The organism is Chakrabartyella piscis (assembly GCA_030067835.1).
Classification (GTDB): Bacteria; Bacillota; Clostridia; order Lachnospirales; family Anaerotignaceae; genus Chakrabartyella; species Chakrabartyella piscis.
Map to the genome: position 1 here is coordinate 1,532,967 of CP092441.1, position 15,875 is coordinate 1,548,841.

At 37.0% G+C, this 15,875-nt stretch carries 11 protein-coding genes and 1 tRNA gene; 9 read left to right on the plus strand and 3 right to left on the minus strand.

Annotated elements, in window-relative coordinates; translation table 11 throughout:
- Nucleotides 1-20: 20 nt before the first annotated feature.
- The 6 genes from sigG (at nucleotide 21) to MJY40_RS06815 (ending at nucleotide 6,454) form a co-directional block, all read left to right on the plus strand.
- Nucleotides 21-797, plus strand: coding sequence for an RNA polymerase sporulation sigma factor SigG (sigG, locus tag MJY40_RS06790; RefSeq protein ID WP_317856236.1), 777 nt, complete (start codon nucleotides 21-23; stop codon nucleotides 795-797).
- 232 nt (nucleotides 798-1,029) lie between these two features.
- Nucleotides 1,030-1,572 carry an isochorismatase family protein gene (locus MJY40_RS06795; RefSeq protein WP_317856237.1) on the plus strand — a complete coding sequence of 181 codons (543 nt, stop codon included), beginning with the start codon at nucleotides 1,030-1,032 and terminating at the stop codon, nucleotides 1,570-1,572.
- 294 nt (nucleotides 1,573-1,866) lie between these two features.
- Nucleotides 1,867-2,427, plus strand: a complete 561-nt coding sequence (locus MJY40_RS06800; RefSeq protein ID WP_317856238.1) for a DUF5662 family protein — start codon at nucleotides 1,867-1,869, stop codon at nucleotides 2,425-2,427.
- A gap of 39 nt (nucleotides 2,428-2,466) precedes the next feature.
- Nucleotides 2,467-3,411 (plus strand): 2-hydroxyacid dehydrogenase, encoded by a 945-nt coding sequence (locus tag MJY40_RS06805; RefSeq protein WP_317856239.1) that lies wholly within the window; start codon nucleotides 2,467-2,469, stop codon nucleotides 3,409-3,411.
- A gap of 22 nt (nucleotides 3,412-3,433) precedes the next feature.
- Nucleotides 3,434-4,486, plus strand: a complete 1,053-nt coding sequence (gene mnmA, locus MJY40_RS06810) for a tRNA 2-thiouridine(34) synthase MnmA (RefSeq protein WP_317856240.1) — start codon at nucleotides 3,434-3,436, stop codon at nucleotides 4,484-4,486.
- Nucleotides 4,487-4,777: 291 nt separating this feature from the next.
- The gene (locus MJY40_RS06815; protein WP_317856241.1) at nucleotides 4,778-6,454 is read left to right on the plus strand and encodes a Na/Pi cotransporter family protein; all 1,677 of its coding nucleotides are present in this window, start codon (nucleotides 4,778-4,780) and stop codon (nucleotides 6,452-6,454) included.
- A gap of 155 nt (nucleotides 6,455-6,609) precedes the next feature.
- On the opposite strand, the gene MJY40_RS06820 is transcribed toward MJY40_RS06815, so the two are convergent.
- On the minus strand, nucleotides 6,610-8,814 hold the full coding sequence (locus MJY40_RS06820; protein WP_317856242.1) for a DNA gyrase subunit A: 2,205 nt from the start codon (nucleotides 8,812-8,814) through the stop codon (nucleotides 6,610-6,612).
- An 11-nt stretch (nucleotides 8,815-8,825) separates the two neighbouring features.
- A complete protein-coding gene (locus MJY40_RS06825) occupies nucleotides 8,826-10,811 on the minus strand; it encodes a DNA gyrase/topoisomerase IV subunit B (RefSeq protein ID WP_317856243.1) in 1,986 nt (661 codons plus the stop codon).
- Nucleotides 10,812-11,238: 427 nt separating this feature from the next.
- On the opposite strand from MJY40_RS06825, the gene MJY40_RS06830 reads away from it, so the two are divergent.
- A tRNA-Ser gene (locus MJY40_RS06830) sits at nucleotides 11,239-11,327 on the plus strand.
- 58 nt (nucleotides 11,328-11,385) lie between these two features.
- Here MJY40_RS06830 and MJY40_RS06835 read toward each other — a convergent pair.
- Nucleotides 11,386-12,741 (minus strand): MATE family efflux transporter, encoded by a 1,356-nt coding sequence (locus MJY40_RS06835; RefSeq protein WP_317856244.1) that lies wholly within the window; start codon nucleotides 12,739-12,741, stop codon nucleotides 11,386-11,388.
- A 246-nt stretch (nucleotides 12,742-12,987) separates the two neighbouring features.
- Here MJY40_RS06835 and MJY40_RS06840 point away from each other — a divergent pair, with 246 nt between their 5' ends.
- Nucleotides 12,988-14,394 (plus strand): McrB family protein, encoded by a 1,407-nt coding sequence (locus MJY40_RS06840; protein ID WP_317856245.1) that lies wholly within the window; start codon nucleotides 12,988-12,990, stop codon nucleotides 14,392-14,394.
- Nucleotides 14,391-15,866, plus strand: coding sequence for a 5-methylcytosine restriction system specificity protein McrC (locus tag MJY40_RS06845; RefSeq protein ID WP_317856246.1), 1,476 nt, complete (start codon nucleotides 14,391-14,393; stop codon nucleotides 15,864-15,866). Before MJY40_RS06840 ends, MJY40_RS06845 begins: the two co-directional genes overlap by 4 nt.
- Nucleotides 15,867-15,875: the final 9 nt, after the last annotated feature.

A 15,875-nucleotide genomic window follows, 5' to 3' on the forward strand; every position in this document is an offset into this window, starting at 1 on the left:
TTCTTTTGGGAGGGATTGGATTGGCTTATTATCATAAGGTGGAAATCAGCGGAATCAATACAGCAACTTTGCCAACACTCAATGGTGCACAGGCGAAACAGTTGTTTTTACAATATAGAGATGGAGATGAAGCGGCTCGAGAAAAACTCATTGAAGGGAATTTACGTCTGGTGCTGAGTATCATCAAACGTTTTGAAAATCGAAACGAAAATTTAGACGATTTGTTTCAAGTTGGTGTTGTGGGCTTGATCAAAGCAATTGATAATTTTGATGTGGATATGAATGTAATGCCATCAACCTATTGTTGTCCAATGATCATTGGTGAAATCAGACGTTATCTGCGTGACAACAATTCCATACGTGTCAGTCGTTCATTGAGAGATACAGCCTATAAAGCATTGCAAGTAAAGGAAAGACTCATTGCAGAAAAGGAAAAAGAGCCATCTATAGCTGAAATTGCAAAAGAATTGGGTATGCCAAGGGAAAGTGTTGTTTTGGCATTGGATGCAATTCAAGATCCAATTTCTTTGTTTGAACCTGTGTATAATGATGGTGGAGATACCTTATATGTCATGGATCAAGTCAGCGATGGAACTACTGGAGACAAAGTGTGGTTGGAAAATCTATCCCTTGGAGAAGCATTGGAACATTTGTCTGAACGTGAGAAAAAGATTGTTTCTTTGCGATTCTTTGAAGGAAAAACACAAACAGAAGTCAGTACAGAAATTGGAATCAGTCAAGCACAAGTCAGTCGCTTAGAAAAAAGTGCTTTGAAACAAATGCGAAAATACGTGTAGGTGCTATACAAAAATAATACCTGCATGGTATGGTTTTATTCTTATCGAATACGAAGATATCAAATTTTCCACATACTGTAGGGGATGGGTCACTCATCCTGAAATATATATCCAAAGACACACCAAATCTTGCAATAAATTCTTAGGAATTAGTTGGCATTCCTCACTAGACAAGTAGGAAAAAATCATGTAAAATAAAGAGAAAAACGACTTGATTTCAGGAGGATTCGACATGAGAGTAAATGCAGAAGATACAATGGCAATTATCATAGATTTTCAAGAAAAATTGCTTCCCGTTATGGACCAAAAAGAAGCATTGATTCAAAAAGCAGCAACCTTTGCACAAGGTTTGGTGGAATTGGAAGTTCCATTTGTGGTTTCCCAACAATATACAAGAGGTTTGGGTGAAACTGTATCCGAACTCAAAGATGTAATTGCAGATGGTACCTATTTGGAAAAAAACACATTCAGCTGTATGGGATGTGAAGAAATCAAAAATTGGGTGGTTGCACAAGGTAAGAAAAATGTACTCATCAGTGGTATTGAAGCACATATCTGTGTGATGCAAACTGTTGTAGACTTGTTGGAAATGGGATACAATGTGACTGTTGTTGCAGATTGTGTTGGTTCCAGATCTCAATATGATAAAGAAATCGGATTGGAACGTATGAAAGCAGAAGGTGCAAAAGTTGCAACCTGTGAATCCATTTTGTTTGAATTGACTGTTGGAGCAAAAAATCCACACTTCAAAACCATTTCTAAATTGGTAAAATAAGAAATTGATTGGGAAGCGGTGCAGATGAGAGCTGTACCGCTTCTGCGTGTCGAAAAAGTCGACACGCTAACTCGAAATCAGGATTTCGAGTTGTAGACAGAGGTAAAAAAGACGATTTCCTCATACAAGTGCTTCTATGAAGCACCTAGAAATCGCTTTTGTCCTCGTCAGGAGTGAATCCTGTCTACGGATAAAAGTCTGCGACGCTAAAAGAAAAAAGACTTTTGGTTTTTTGACGGTTTGAAGCGGTGCAGGGTAGAACTGCACCGCTTTTTCAGGGATAGAGGTGACATAATGGATTTTGCAGGACATTTTCATACAGTTTTGCACCATAAAAAATTGGTGATGCAAAATTGCTTTGCAGTTGGTTTGTTTTGGCAAGGAATCACACACGATTTATCAAAATTTTCACCGACAGAATTTTTGATAGGAGCAAAGTATTACCAAGGAACCCGTAGTCCAAACAATGCAGAACGTGAAGATAGAGGTTATTCTTCTGCGTGGTTGCATCACAAAGGTCGCAACAAACACCATTTTGAATATTGGATTGATTATAACCCCAAAAGAGAACCATTGCTCATTGGTATGGAAATGCCAGTGAAATATGTGGTGGAAATGTTTATGGATCGCATTGCAGCATGTAAAACCTATCAAAAAGAGGAGTATACCACTGCAAGTCCTTGGGAATACCATCAAAAAGGTGCAGCAGTCAAGGTGATGGTACATCCAAATAGTTTGGCATTGCTGGAAGAATTGTTGCAAATGTTGGCAAAAGATGGAGAGAAAAAAACCTTTGCATATGTACGTAGAATGTTGCGAAAAGAAAGATGGAAACACTGTTTTTTACATAAATAATTGGCAAATGCATGAATGACACCATAGGAGGAAAAGCTAATGAAAATCGTTTTTTTAGAACCACTTGGAATTGCACAGGAAAATTTGCAAAATAGAGTTGAAAGCGTAGTAGAAGCTGGTCATGAAATCGTATATTACAACAATCGCAAAGAAGATGTAGCAACTTTGATTGAACGCAGCAAAGATGCTGATGTTGTGGTATTCTCCAATTTCAAATATCCAAAAGAAGTCATTTCTGCTTGCAAAAATTTGAAAATGATTTGTGTTGCATTTACTGGTGTGGATCATGTGGATGTGGCATATTGCAAAGAATGTGGCATCACTGTTTGTAACTGCGCTGGATATTCCACAGTGGCTGTTGCAGATGTTGTTTTTGGTATGGTCATTTCTTTGGCTAGAAACTTTGTTGCTTGTAATGAGGTATGTAGAAAAGAAGGTACAAAAGACGGTTTGGTTGGATTTGAGCTAGAAGGTAAAAAGTTCGGTATCATTGGTGCTGGTGCAATTGGTTTACGTGTTGCTAACATTGCAAAAGCCTTTGGTTGCGAAGTATATGCATACAGTAGAACTCAAAAAGATGTAGAAGGTGTACAATTTGTCAGCAAAGAAGAATTGCTTTCCACTTGTGATATCGTTTCTTTGCATGTACCACAAAATGCAGAAACATTGGCTTTGATTGGCGAAGCAGAGCTTGATTTGATGAAACCAACAGCAATGCTCATCAATACAGCAAGAGGGCCGGTTGTGGATAGTGAAGCACTTGCAAAAGCACTTCATTCAGGCAAAATTGCAGCAGCAGGTGTTGATGTATTTGAAATAGAACCACCAATTGCATCCACACATCCTTTGTTTGGTGCACCAAATGTTTTGGTAACACCTCATATTGCATTTGCAACACACCAAGCATTTGAAAAAAGAGCAGATATTGTAGGAGATAACATCCAAAAATGGTTGGAATACACCCCGATTAATGTGATTGTTTAGAAATATATAGGAAGGCGAAAAAATGGAAAAAGAAAAAGTAATAGTAGGTATGTCAGGTGGTGTGGATAGCACTGTTGCAGCATATCTTTTGAAGGAACAAGGATATGAAGTCATTGGTGTGACCATGTATCTTTGGGCAGGAAAAGAAGCAGAAATAGCCATTGCAGATGCCAAACGTGTGGCAGACCAATTGGGAATCGAGCACATTGTATTGGATTTTAGAGATTCTTTCCGCAAAGAAGTGGTGGATGATTTCATTGGCAGATATGCAGAAGGTTTGACACCAAATCCATGCGTTATGTGCAATCGTATGATCAAAGGAGAAGCTCTTTTGCAAAAAGCACATGAGTTGGGTGCAAAATATATGGCAACAGGTCATTATGCTCGTGTAGAAAAGCATCCTGTAACAGGTAGATATTCTATTCGCAATTCTTCTACAGCAGAAAAGGATCAGACATATGCATTGTATCGTTTGACGCAGGAACAGTTGCAAGCAATGTTGTTGCCAATTGGGGAATACACCAAAGCAGAAGTACGTCAATTTGCAGAAAAAGTAGATGGTTTCATTGCCAAAAAGGGTGATAGCCAGGATATTTGTTTCATTCCTGATGGGGACTATGCAAAATTCATTTTGGAACAAGGTGGCGATGTAGGAACTGCTGGTAGCTTTGTCAATATGTCTGGTGATGTATTGGGTCAGCATAAGGGACTCATCCATTATACAGTGGGTCAAAGAAAAGGTTTGGGTATTGCATTTGGAAAGCCAATGTATGTGCATTCTTTGGACACCAAAAACAATCGTGTTCTGCTTTGTGAAAATGAAGAGCTGTTTCGTACCACAATGTATGTAGGGCAAGTGGCACATATGTCTGTTGCAGAGTTTACAGATGGTATGCGTTTGCAAGGTAAAATTCGCTATGCACATAAGGCTGCTTGGTGTACTGTGCGTATGGTTGGAGAAGATAAATTGGAGTGCGTTTTCGATGAGCCACAACGAGCAATGACACCTGGACAATCTTTGGTTTTGTATGATGGAGATTTTGTCGCAGGTGGCGGAATTGCATTAGCAGAATAAGCAGTTTTCTAATGTAAAATTTAATGTTAAATCTTTGTAAAATCAAGGGCATAAACTGCATAAAAAAACACAAATTACCACGCATTTTACGTGGTTTTTTGTTTGATTTAACAAAAGTTTAGAAATGTTAAATTTGCCATTGCAGACATGTTTTTCCTGTGTTAAGATGATTTCGGTTCTGTTTGTTGTATCTTGTTGAAAACTTACAGAATATGGAAAAATATGTTATTGAAATGTTGGAAGTGCTTTGATTATATGACAATCTAAAAAGACACTTAACAGGAGGAATTTATGAATTACACAGACATTATCATACCATTTATTGGCGGGCTTGCCATGTTTATTTTTGGTATGGGCTACATGGCACAAGGTTTGCAAAATGCAGCAGGCGCAAAAATGAAATCCATTTTGGAAGCGTTGACACATAACAAGTTTATGGGTGTTGCTTTGGGGGCTTTTGTAACAGCAATCGTGCAAAGCTCATCTGCAACAACAGTTATGGTTGTTGGGTTTGTAAATGCAAGTCTTATGAATTTGACACAGGCTATGAGTGTCATCATGGGTGCTAATATTGGTACAACTGTAACAGGTTGGTTGGTATCCAGCTCTGAATGGATGGATATTTTCAGTCCAACTAAAATGGCACCAATTATCATTATGATTGGTGTAATTATGCAAATTACAAGTAAAAAAATGAAACAAAAAGAAGTGGCATCCATTATCATTGGTTTTGGTTTGCTTTTCATTGGTATGGATACCATGTCATCTGGTGTAAAACCATTGCGTGAATCTGAAGTATTCGTCAATGCTTTTGTATCTATGGGTCAAAATCCAATTCTTGGCGTTTTGGCAGGTGCTGTGGTAACAGCAATCATCCAAAGTTCTTCTGCATCCCAAGGGATTTTGCTTTCCTTGGCAGCAACTGGATTGGTTCCATTCAATGCAGCAGTCTATATCATTATGGGTCAAAATATTGGTACTTGTGTCACTGCAATGCTTAGTGGTATTGGTGCAAATAAAAATGCGAAATGCGTTGGTTTCATGCATTTGACCTTCAACTTGATTGGTACATTAATCTTCAGTACAGCAGCAGTTTTGTTCTTTAGTGTAGTCAATCCAACAATGGGTAGTTCTATCATTGGTTTGACAGAAATCAGTTTCATACATACATCCTTCAATGTGATTACAACATTGCTTTTGTTCCCATTTGCAAAATATATCATCCAGATTTCCAAAAAAGTGGTTGGAATCGAAGAAGTGGAAGAAGACAAATCCAGAGTATACTTGGATGAACGTATGTTGCAAACACCATCTCTTGCTTTGGAAGGTGCTAGACAAGAAACCATTCGTTTGGGTACCATTGCAAGAAAGAATTTGGTACGTTCTTTGGAAGTTTTGAAAAAATATGATGAAGAAAAAGCTGGTAAAATCAAAGGTCGTGAAGAAAAAGTCGATCATGTGTGTGAAGGAATCAATGCATATCTCATTCGTCTTTGTTCCTATCCTTTGAGTGAAGCAGAAAGTAGAGAAGCAACTTCGTTGATGAATACACTCAGCGATGTGGAACGTATTGGTGACCATGCAGAAAACATTGCAGAAGTGGCAGAAGAAATGGTTGAAGAAAAAGTGAAATTTACAGAGTCTGCATTGGCAGAGTTGCAAGAAATGGCAGATGCTGTTTTGGCAAGTTATGACAATGCTCTCAAAGCTTTGGAACACAGTGATATTTCTGCAGCTGTAAAAACAGCAGTATATGAAGACCAAGTGGATGCATTTGAAAAGAAATTGCGTATGGGTCATATCGATCGTTTGAGTAACGCAGAATGTACTGTAAGCGCTGGCATTCATTTCTTGGAAATTTTGACAAACTTGGAACGTGTTTCTGACCATGCTATGAATATTTCAGAAGTGATTTTACATGAACATAGATACGATAAACATTTTGATGAAGAACCAACAAATGCATAAGAAATAAACAATTTGAACCGATGGGAAACCGTCGGTTTTTTTGTATAGAAATGTCAAATCATAAAAAAAGCACTCCATTTGGAATGCTTATAGTTGCTGCTATTCTGTCATTCAGAGGAATGCAATGACGAAGAATCTTTGGTTTACTTGGTTATTTATATCAATGACAATTGTTCTGCTTTGCCATCTTGCAAGAAATGTCCTGTAGATGGTATTTTTTTTGTACGATAATAATCCATATCCTCAACACCAAACGCTTCTGGTTTGCAAACCATTGTCACAGAACTGTTTTTCTTAAGTGTAAATACTTGGACACCACCAGAACTTTTGGAAGCGTTTAAAGGAATCAAAGCAGTGGAAACCAAAGTTGCTTTGTCTTGGTTACGCAAAAGAATGAAATCTGCATCTTCTTGGATGTGTTCCAAATACACAAGTGGAGAACGAGCAGAGTATGCATTCACCAATTTTTTACGATTTGCTTTTGTGGCATATGCAGAAAGTGGCACTTTACCAGCTTTACCATTGGCAAAGAAGAACACCATATTACCAGAATAGTCATTGGTTGCAGTCATATAAACGATCTTTTCATCTGGGTCTAATCCCAAAATATTAGGCAAATATTCACCCAATAAACTTGCTTTGGTATCTGGCAAATCGTTGGCTTTCATTTTATAAACATTGTATTGATTGGAGAAGAAGATCACATCCATACGGTTGGTACCTTCCATCTCAAATGCCAAAACATCTTCTTCCTTCAACTTTTGCTCGCCAGCAGAACGCAAAGAAGAGAGTGGTATTTTTTTGAAGTAGTTTTCTTTTGTCAAGAACAGTTTCAAACCATAATCATCAATCAAATCTTCTTTGGAAATGGTGATGACTTCTTCTTCTTGGACAATTTCTGTTTTTCTAGCAATGCCATATTTCTTTTGGACTGCTTTCAATTGTTTGCAAATGATATTACGCACTTTGGTATTGCTATCCAAAATACTTTGCAATTCCTTCATTTCATCAGCAAGTGTTTTGAGTTCCTCAATACGTCTGATGATATATTCTTTATTGATGTTACGCAATTTGATTTCAGCAATGTATTCCCCTTGTATTTCATCAATGTCAAATCCAGCCATCAAATTGGGTACAACCATACTTTCTTGTTCTGTGTGACGGATGATTGCAATGGCTTTGTCAATATCAGCAAGAATTTGAGCCAAACCTTCCAAAAGATGGTATTTTTCTGTTTTCTTTTGCAAGTCATAAGCCAATTGTTTGCGTATAGAATCCACACGAAACTCCACCCAATGTCCCAAAATGTCACGCACACCCAAGGTCATAGGTCTACCATGAATCAACACATTGAAGTTACAACTGAAACTGTCAGATAGGGTAGTCAAACGATACAATTTGTGCATCAAAAGCTCTACATCTGTGTTTCGCTTCACATCAATGGCAATTTTCAAACCTTTCAAGTCGGTTTCATCACGTACATCGGTAATTTCACGCAACTTACCACCTTTGACAAGAGTAAAGATTTTATCGATGATACTTTCAATATTGGTGGTATAAGGAATTTCTGTAATTTCGATACAGCTGTTTTTCTTATCATAAGAATACTTTGCGTGTACCTTAAAGGAACCTCTACCTGTTTGGTAAATTTGTTCCATATCTTTGCGACTGTATACCAAAGCGCCACCAGTTGAAAAATCAGGTGCTGGCATAAACTCCAACAAATCCACTTCACGATTTTTGATGAATTGCACAGTTGCTTCACATAATTCACTTAAGTTGAAACTACAAATGGAACTTGCCATACCAACAGCAATACCAAGATTTGGATTTGCCAAAATATTAGGGAAAGTGGTGGGCAATAACATAGGTTCTTGCATACTACCATCGTAATTATCAATGAATTCTACAGTGTTTTTTTCAATATCACTGAAAATTTCAGTACAAATAGAGCCCAATTTGACTTCTGTATAACGTGGTGCAGCATAAGCCATATCACGGGAATATTGCTTCCCAAAGTTACCTTTAGAATCCACAAGAGGCGCCAACAAAGCACCATTTCCTTCTGTCAAACGCACTAGGGTTTCATAGATGGCAGCATCCCCATGAGGATTCAATTTCATGGTTTGTCCAACCACATTGGAGGATTTGGTTCTGTCACCTTTGAGCAAACCCATAGAATACATGGTGTAGAGTAGCTTTCTATGAGAAGGCTTAAATCCATCAATTTCAGGGATAGCACGTGATACAATGACACTCATGGCATAAGGCATATAGTTCAGTTCCAAGGTTTCGGTAATGGACTGTTCAGATATGAAATTGTCTTTGATTTCTGTTGGTGTTACCTTTTTTCTAGCCATATCTTCACCTCTTAACTAATGTCTGTAAAATCAATGTATTCATGACCTTTTTCTGCAATGAATTCTTTTCTACCAGCCAAATTTTCACCCAGCAACAACTCAAATACTTGTTGTGTACGTTCTGCTTCGTCTGGAGTTACCAAAACCAAACGTCTGGAAGCAGGATTCATTGTGGTTTCCCACATCATTTCTGGTTGATTTTCACCAAGACCTTTGGATCTGCTGATTTTGACTTTGCCTTTTTTTTGAGACAAATCTGCAACCAATTGGTTCTTTTCGTTATCAGAATATGCAAAATGTGTTTCTTTTCCTTGTGTGATTTCATACAAAGGAGATTCTGCAATGTAAATTTTCTTTTCATAAATCAAAGTAGGCACCAAACGATAGAGCATAGTCAAAAGCAGTGTACGAATTTGGAACCCATCCACATCAGCATCGGTACAAAGAATGACTTTGTTCCAACGCAATTGGCTCAAATCAAAGGAATTCAAATCAGAATTGTGTTTGGATTGAATCTCCACACCACAACCAAGAACTTTCAACAAATCTGTGATGATATCATTTGCGAAAATTTTATTGTAATCTGCTTTCAAACAGTTGAGAATCTTACCACGAATGGGAATAATTGCTTGGAATTCGGCATCTCTACCCAATTTACAAGCACCCAAAGCAGAATCACCTTCCACGATGTAGATTTCACGTCTGTCAACGTCTTTGGTTCTGCAATTGACAAATTTTTCTACACGATTGTTCATATCCAAAGAACCGGTCAACTTTTTACGGATGCTGACCCTTGTTTTTTCAGCAGTTTCACGACTTCTTTTGTTTGCCAAGATTTGATTTGCAATTTTATCTGCTTCCATCTTATTTTCAATGAAATAAATCTCCAATTGACTACGGAAAAACTCAGTCATAGCATCTTGGATAAATTTATTGGTGATGGATTTTTTTGTTTGATTTTCGTAGCTTGTGACAGTGGAGAAGGAGTTGATGACCAAAACCAAACTATCTTCAATATCGGTAAAAAGAATTTTCTTTTCATCTTTTTTGTATAAGTTATTACCTTTTAAATACTTATCAATGGCAAATACAAATGCGTTACGCACAGCTTTGTCAGGAGAACCACCATATTCCAAGAAACTGGAGTTGTGGTAGTATTCCAAAAGATTTACATGGTTGTGGAATGCAAAAGCAGTTTCAAACTTCAATTTGTATTCTGGTTTGTCTTCACGATCACGTCCTCTGGTTTCTGTCTGCAAATAATGTACATCTGTCACAGAGTTATCGCCAACCAATTCTTGCAAATAATCTTCAATGCCTTTTTCATAGCAATACAAGAAGGTTTCTTTGCTTTCTTCGTCATAGAGTTGGAAGGTCAAACCAGCATTGACAATGGCTTGCTTTTTGAGCACATCTTGGAAATAAGATAAAGGGATTGCAATATCGGTGAATACATCTCGGTCTGGTTTCCATTTGATGAGTGTACCTGTTTTGTGTTTTTTGGCTTCTTTCATCAAACCGCCAACATTTTCACCTTTTTCAAAATGCAATCCATAACAAAAACCATCACGATAAATGGTTGCATCCATATATTCAGAAGCGTATTGTGTGGCACAAGAACCCAAACCATTGAGCCCCAAGCTATATTCATAGTTTTCACCAGTGTTGTTTTGATATTTGCCACCTGCATATAACTCACAAAAAACAAGTTCCCAGTTGAAACGATCTTCTTTGGCATTGTAATCCACAGGAATACCACGTCCAAAATCCTTGACAGAAATGGAGTGGTCTTTGTATCTGATGACTTCAATACGATTGCCATGACCTTCACGAGCTTCGTCAATGGAATTGGAAAGAATTTCAAAGACTGCATGTTCGCAACCATCCAAACCATCAGAACCAAAAATAACCCCTGGTCTCAAGCGCACACGATCTGCACCCTTCAAAGAGGTAATACTTTCATTATTATATGTTGTTACATTGTTTTTTGCATTCATCAAAACACCCACTTTTATGATTTTTGTTTCACTTTATTTAAGAAGGTATCCATATTTGCTTGTGATACCCTAGATTTTAAATTTGTATGTGATGGATTTTCCATCCTTATATATTTGCTATGCTCTGGGTTGAAAAATTCATTTTCTAAGCAGAACACCAATTCGCCTATATTAATTTACCGCTTTTTGAGGCTTGTGTCAAGGAAAATCCCATATCTTGGGGATTCTCTTGCAAATTTGATGTATTTGGTATGCTATTTCTAAGGGTAAATACCCATATCTGCCTGCAACGACTTTAAGACATCACTATTTGTAGGGGAAACCCTATGTGGTTGCCCGTTTTCAACCCGCAACACTTTATATAAGGATAGAAAAACATTGCAAATTGAAAACATACTTGTTATAATAAATACGAAATATTCTGTCTGGAGATATACCCAAGTGGCTGAAGGGTTCGGATTCGAAATCCGATAGGTCGATTTTGTCGGCGCCAGGGTTCAAATCCCTGTATCTCCGCTTAAGAAACGAGTTCCTAGTTTGGGGGCTCGTTTTTTATATGAATAACTAAATGAAATTAATACAATTCTGCAACCAAAGTATGTTCTCGTTTCATCACACAACGATAATATACAACACACAAAATGATTTGCACGAATGTAGAAGAAGGTGTTGCCAAACCGATGACAAACATATTGGTACCTTCCAAAGTGCTAAACAAATAAGCAAGTGGAATACGAATGCAAAATGCACCCAAAATGGATTCGATCATAACAAAAGTGGTTTTGCCGCAACCATTGAAGAAACCAGCATAGGAAAACATAATGGCAACCAAAATACAATCAATGGAGTAGGAGCGTAAATACAACAATGCATGTGTGGTGATTTCAGCATCAGAAGTAAAGAGTTTTGTGAAAATAGTACCATGGAAAGCAGAAATAAAAGCTGTCATAACACCAAATACAAGGGATAGGGTAATGCTATAGAATAACCCTTTTTTGGCACGATCAATTTCCTTTGCACCAAGATTTTGTGCAGTGAAGGCAGCAAGTGCTTGCGCAAAGGCTTGTGGCACCACCATAACAAGATTGGTAATTTTTTCTACAATGCCAACAGCAGCAGATTGTGCAACACCAAACACATTGATGATGGCGGTAACAGACAAAAATGATATGGTCACCAAAACACCTTGCATGGCAACAGGTATACCAAGTGAAAGAATATTTTTGATATAGAATCCATCAAAACAAATATCTTTTCTGGAAAGGGAAAATGCCAATTTGCGTTTTCTAATGATGAGGATGGATAAAACTACGCTAGATGCTTGTGCAATGACAGTAGCCAGAGCAGCACCAGAAGAACCCATATTGCATTTTGCAACAAATAACAAATCCAACACAATGTTGATGATACAAGCAATTGCAACAGACAACAAAGGTGTTTTGGAATCTCCAAGACCACGGAAAATACTACCCAAAAGGTTATAAGAAACAATGAATATGGTGCCAGCACCACAAATATACAAATAGGATTTTGTATTGCTGATGGATTCTGTTGGTGTTTGCATGATATTGGTCAAAAAATCATTTCCAAGAAGTAAAAAAGCAGTGAATACAAGAGCAAGTAAAGCAAATAAGAAGATGCTAACACCAACTACACGTGAACTTTTATCACCTTGACCAGAACCAATATATCTTGCAATTAAGATGGTGGTACCCATAGAAAGACCAGTGAAACAAGACGTGATTGCCAACATAATCATACTACCAATGGTAACACCAGAAACATCTGCAACATTGGCAAATTGACCCACAATCAACAAATCAGCGGTGCCATATGTGGTTTGCAGAAGTATGGATAGCAGAATTGGATATGTAAATTGCAATAAAACAGGCAAAAGTCTACCCTTTGTCAAATCTAAATTTTGTGACATAATTTCCTCCTAAAAAAAGCTGCATAACACAATAGGAACGCCTATCATATTATTCAGCTCAAACAAACCCTTCAATGAGACAAAAATACTGTATCACAAGAGGTATCATTTGTCAATTATGAGGGATTTCAACAAGTATATAATGGTTGTCAACAATATTTAGAAGTGGTATACTGTCAGATAGAATTCCCAGAATATGGTGATGATGATTTGTAATAAGTATGGAACAAAAAGGAGTTGTGAATTGTGGCAAAAATTGGCGATATGACAATAAAGGATTTTGCAAATTGGATAATTAAAACACATGGCTTGCGCAATTCATTGCAAAAACAAGGCATTACAATTGGTGCATTTGATGCATTGGTTTATATTGTATCAAAATTATTGGATCCTGCTGTAGGGGAATTCCTCTATTCTAGTTATGTGATACACTCTGGATATGGAAGCAGTACCATTTCATCTAATTTTATTATAGCAATTGGTGGCACAGAACGAGATGATAATCAGGGAAGCCCTAAAAGAAGACTTCAAACGCTTCAGATTTCAGAAGCTATATCCAAACTGACAAAAAAAGATCAAGCAGACCAGATAAAAAATATATTTGCAGATACATTTATCAATGAGCTATACAAAAACCTTTCTGTTACAATTCCAGATTCTACAAAAACAAGATTCAAAAACAATTTATTGCGTATTTTTGACCTAGAAGTATTAGATTCCTATATTTCACAATCCACAAACGATTTCTGTCCAACGCCAGAACAATTGACTGTGTTGTTGCAACAAAACAAGCAAATCATTCTAAAAGGACCACCAGGCACAGGGAAAACACGTCTTGCAAAATTGGTGGCAGAAGAAATAATTTCAAATACACCTTCAGCAATGGGTTCTCCTAGTTCAGATCAAATCCAGCTGATACAATTTCATCCTTCTTATGCATATGAAGATTTTATTATGGGGCTAGAGGTAGGTGCAGATTACCAGGGGAATATTCGCTATGAAATGAAAAGTCGTGGATTGAAAGCCTTTGCAGATAAGGCTTCTGAACCTCAAAATAAGCATCTTAATTTTGTTTTGATTATTGATGAAATCAATCGTGCACAGGTATCTTCGGTATTTGGAGAGCTTATGTATGCCCTTGAATATAGAGGGCAATCCATCACACTTTCTGCAAAGGAAACTATGACAATACCTGACAATCTATATATTATTGGTACAATGAATACTGCTGATCGATCCATTGCAGAATTGGACTATGCTATGCAACGTCGGTTTGCATTTCAGTATATTCCACCAACTAAGCCTGAGGATAAGGAGTTACCTTTAGGAAAAGTCTTCTTGGTAAATCTGTACAATAAAGTACAAGGTATATTCAAAAAAGAAAATGTTATGGCAGGAATTGATCCAGATGACATTAGAATTGGTACAAGTTATTTTATTTGCAATGCAGACTCCAATGTTTTGAAGAACCCAGATGTAAAACATTTTGGCTATAAAATCAATTATGAATTGATTCCGCTTCTTACAGAATATTATAAAGATGGTATGTTCCGAAAGAAGCAAGCAATGTTTGCGGGTGATACAAAAACCTTCCAAGACTACTTACAAGGGGATAAAAGTGAATTGAAAAGAAAATTGGAGGGATTGAAATGAGTGATGCAATCTATCTAAGAGGTGAGGATTATTCACCCATTGCAATTACAGATATGGATGTTGGATTTTTAGAAGATATACCTTCATATTTTCAGTTCAATCAAAAATCTACACCTGAAAACTTAGGGTTGTTCTATGAGAAAAATAAAGGAGAGCTAAAAGCTTCCCGTTATGCAGGTGTTATGCCTTTGGTGGGTGAGCATATGCCTGATGGGTCTTTTATCACTGTGACACCTCGTTTTGGAGCAAATGCAACGAATATGTTGTTATATATAATGCAAAGCGATGATTTTTACCAGAATCATTGTCAAGGCAAAAATGTAATTACCTTTGCAAGTCATACAACAGCAGAGTGGAACAAAATGAATTTTCAAAATAGAAATGACAGTGTATTATTTGGTACATATCGTGATGCAAAGAAATTTACACCTGGTACAGCAACCTCTAATGAAAAAGATATTAACTTTGGTGCATTACAAGGTGTATTTGAAATTATGGAATTTCTACCTGCTTGTCAACATGTTTGTCAGGCAATGCTCAAACAACAGTCCATTCGTCGTGAAGAAAACTTGGTTGGTAAGATGAAAGGGAAGTTAAACTTAAATAAGCAAATCAAACACAATATAGTAACTGGACGTATGGATCGAAACTATTGCAGTTACAATCAAATGAGCATAGACAATAAAGAAAATAGAATCTTGAAATATGCCCTTTATTTGGTGGGACAGGTGAAAAGTGAATATCCATCTTTGTTGGAAGAAGAATTTGCATTTTGCCAACGAGCACTTGCATCAGTAAAATTAACACCATGTGGCACATCTGATTTCAATGGACTCAAAAATAATGGTGTATTTCAATATTACACACCTGCTTTGGAGAGTGCAAAAAAGATTATTTCACGTATTTCAGTTACATTTGACAAAAGTGGAAATGAAAAAAGCAGCATAAATAAAGCAGTCACACCATTTTTCATTCAGATGGATTTGCTGTTTGAGTTGTTTTGTCGTGCAGTAATTGGAAATGCATTGAAAAGTATCAATAATGAAACACAAAGTCAGTACCATCTTTTGCCATATCAAGAAGGATTGAAGCTTTTTGGAAATAGTCCTACACCAGATGGATTTGCCAATACGCATATTCCAGATTTGGCCATTTTAGACCAAGAAAATCAGGTGGTGGCTGTAATTGATGCAAAATATTCGTGGTTGCATAATGATGGTAGAAATCGTACCTTTCAAATTATGGCATATATGTTGCGTTTGAACTGTAAAAAAGGTGGATTCATTTCCCCATATAATCCTGATGATAAAATGCAATTATACGAAAAAAATGATATGAACATAGGATTGCCTGAGCAGCAAAATCAGAATATAGATAGACACATTGGATTTCATTTGCCAATAGATGTTACAGTGCAATCAGAAATTTGGGAAATGAAAATAAAAGAGAATTTGTTGGATTTACTGAAATAATGGAGGTGT

Coding starts and splice junctions, on each gene's coding strand:
- MJY40_RS06845 (WP_317856246.1), top strand. CDS start 14,391: ATGAGTGATGCAATCTATCTAAGAGGTGAGGATTATTCACCCATTGCA.
- MJY40_RS06825 (WP_317856243.1), bottom strand. CDS start 10,811: ATGAATGCAAAAAACAATGTAACAACATATAATAATGAAAGTATTACC.
- MJY40_RS06815 (WP_317856241.1), top strand. CDS start 4,778: ATGAATTACACAGACATTATCATACCATTTATTGGCGGGCTTGCCATG.
- MJY40_RS06795 (WP_317856237.1), top strand. CDS start 1,030: ATGAGAGTAAATGCAGAAGATACAATGGCAATTATCATAGATTTTCAA.
- MJY40_RS06800 (WP_317856238.1), top strand. CDS start 1,867: ATGGATTTTGCAGGACATTTTCATACAGTTTTGCACCATAAAAAATTG.
- mnmA (WP_317856240.1), top strand. CDS start 3,434: ATGGAAAAAGAAAAAGTAATAGTAGGTATGTCAGGTGGTGTGGATAGC.
- MJY40_RS06805 (WP_317856239.1), top strand. CDS start 2,467: ATGAAAATCGTTTTTTTAGAACCACTTGGAATTGCACAGGAAAATTTG.
- MJY40_RS06820 (WP_317856242.1), bottom strand. CDS start 8,814: ATGGCTAGAAAAAAGGTAACACCAACAGAAATCAAAGACAATTTCATA.
- MJY40_RS06835 (WP_317856244.1), bottom strand. CDS start 12,741: ATGTCACAAAATTTAGATTTGACAAAGGGTAGACTTTTGCCTGTTTTA.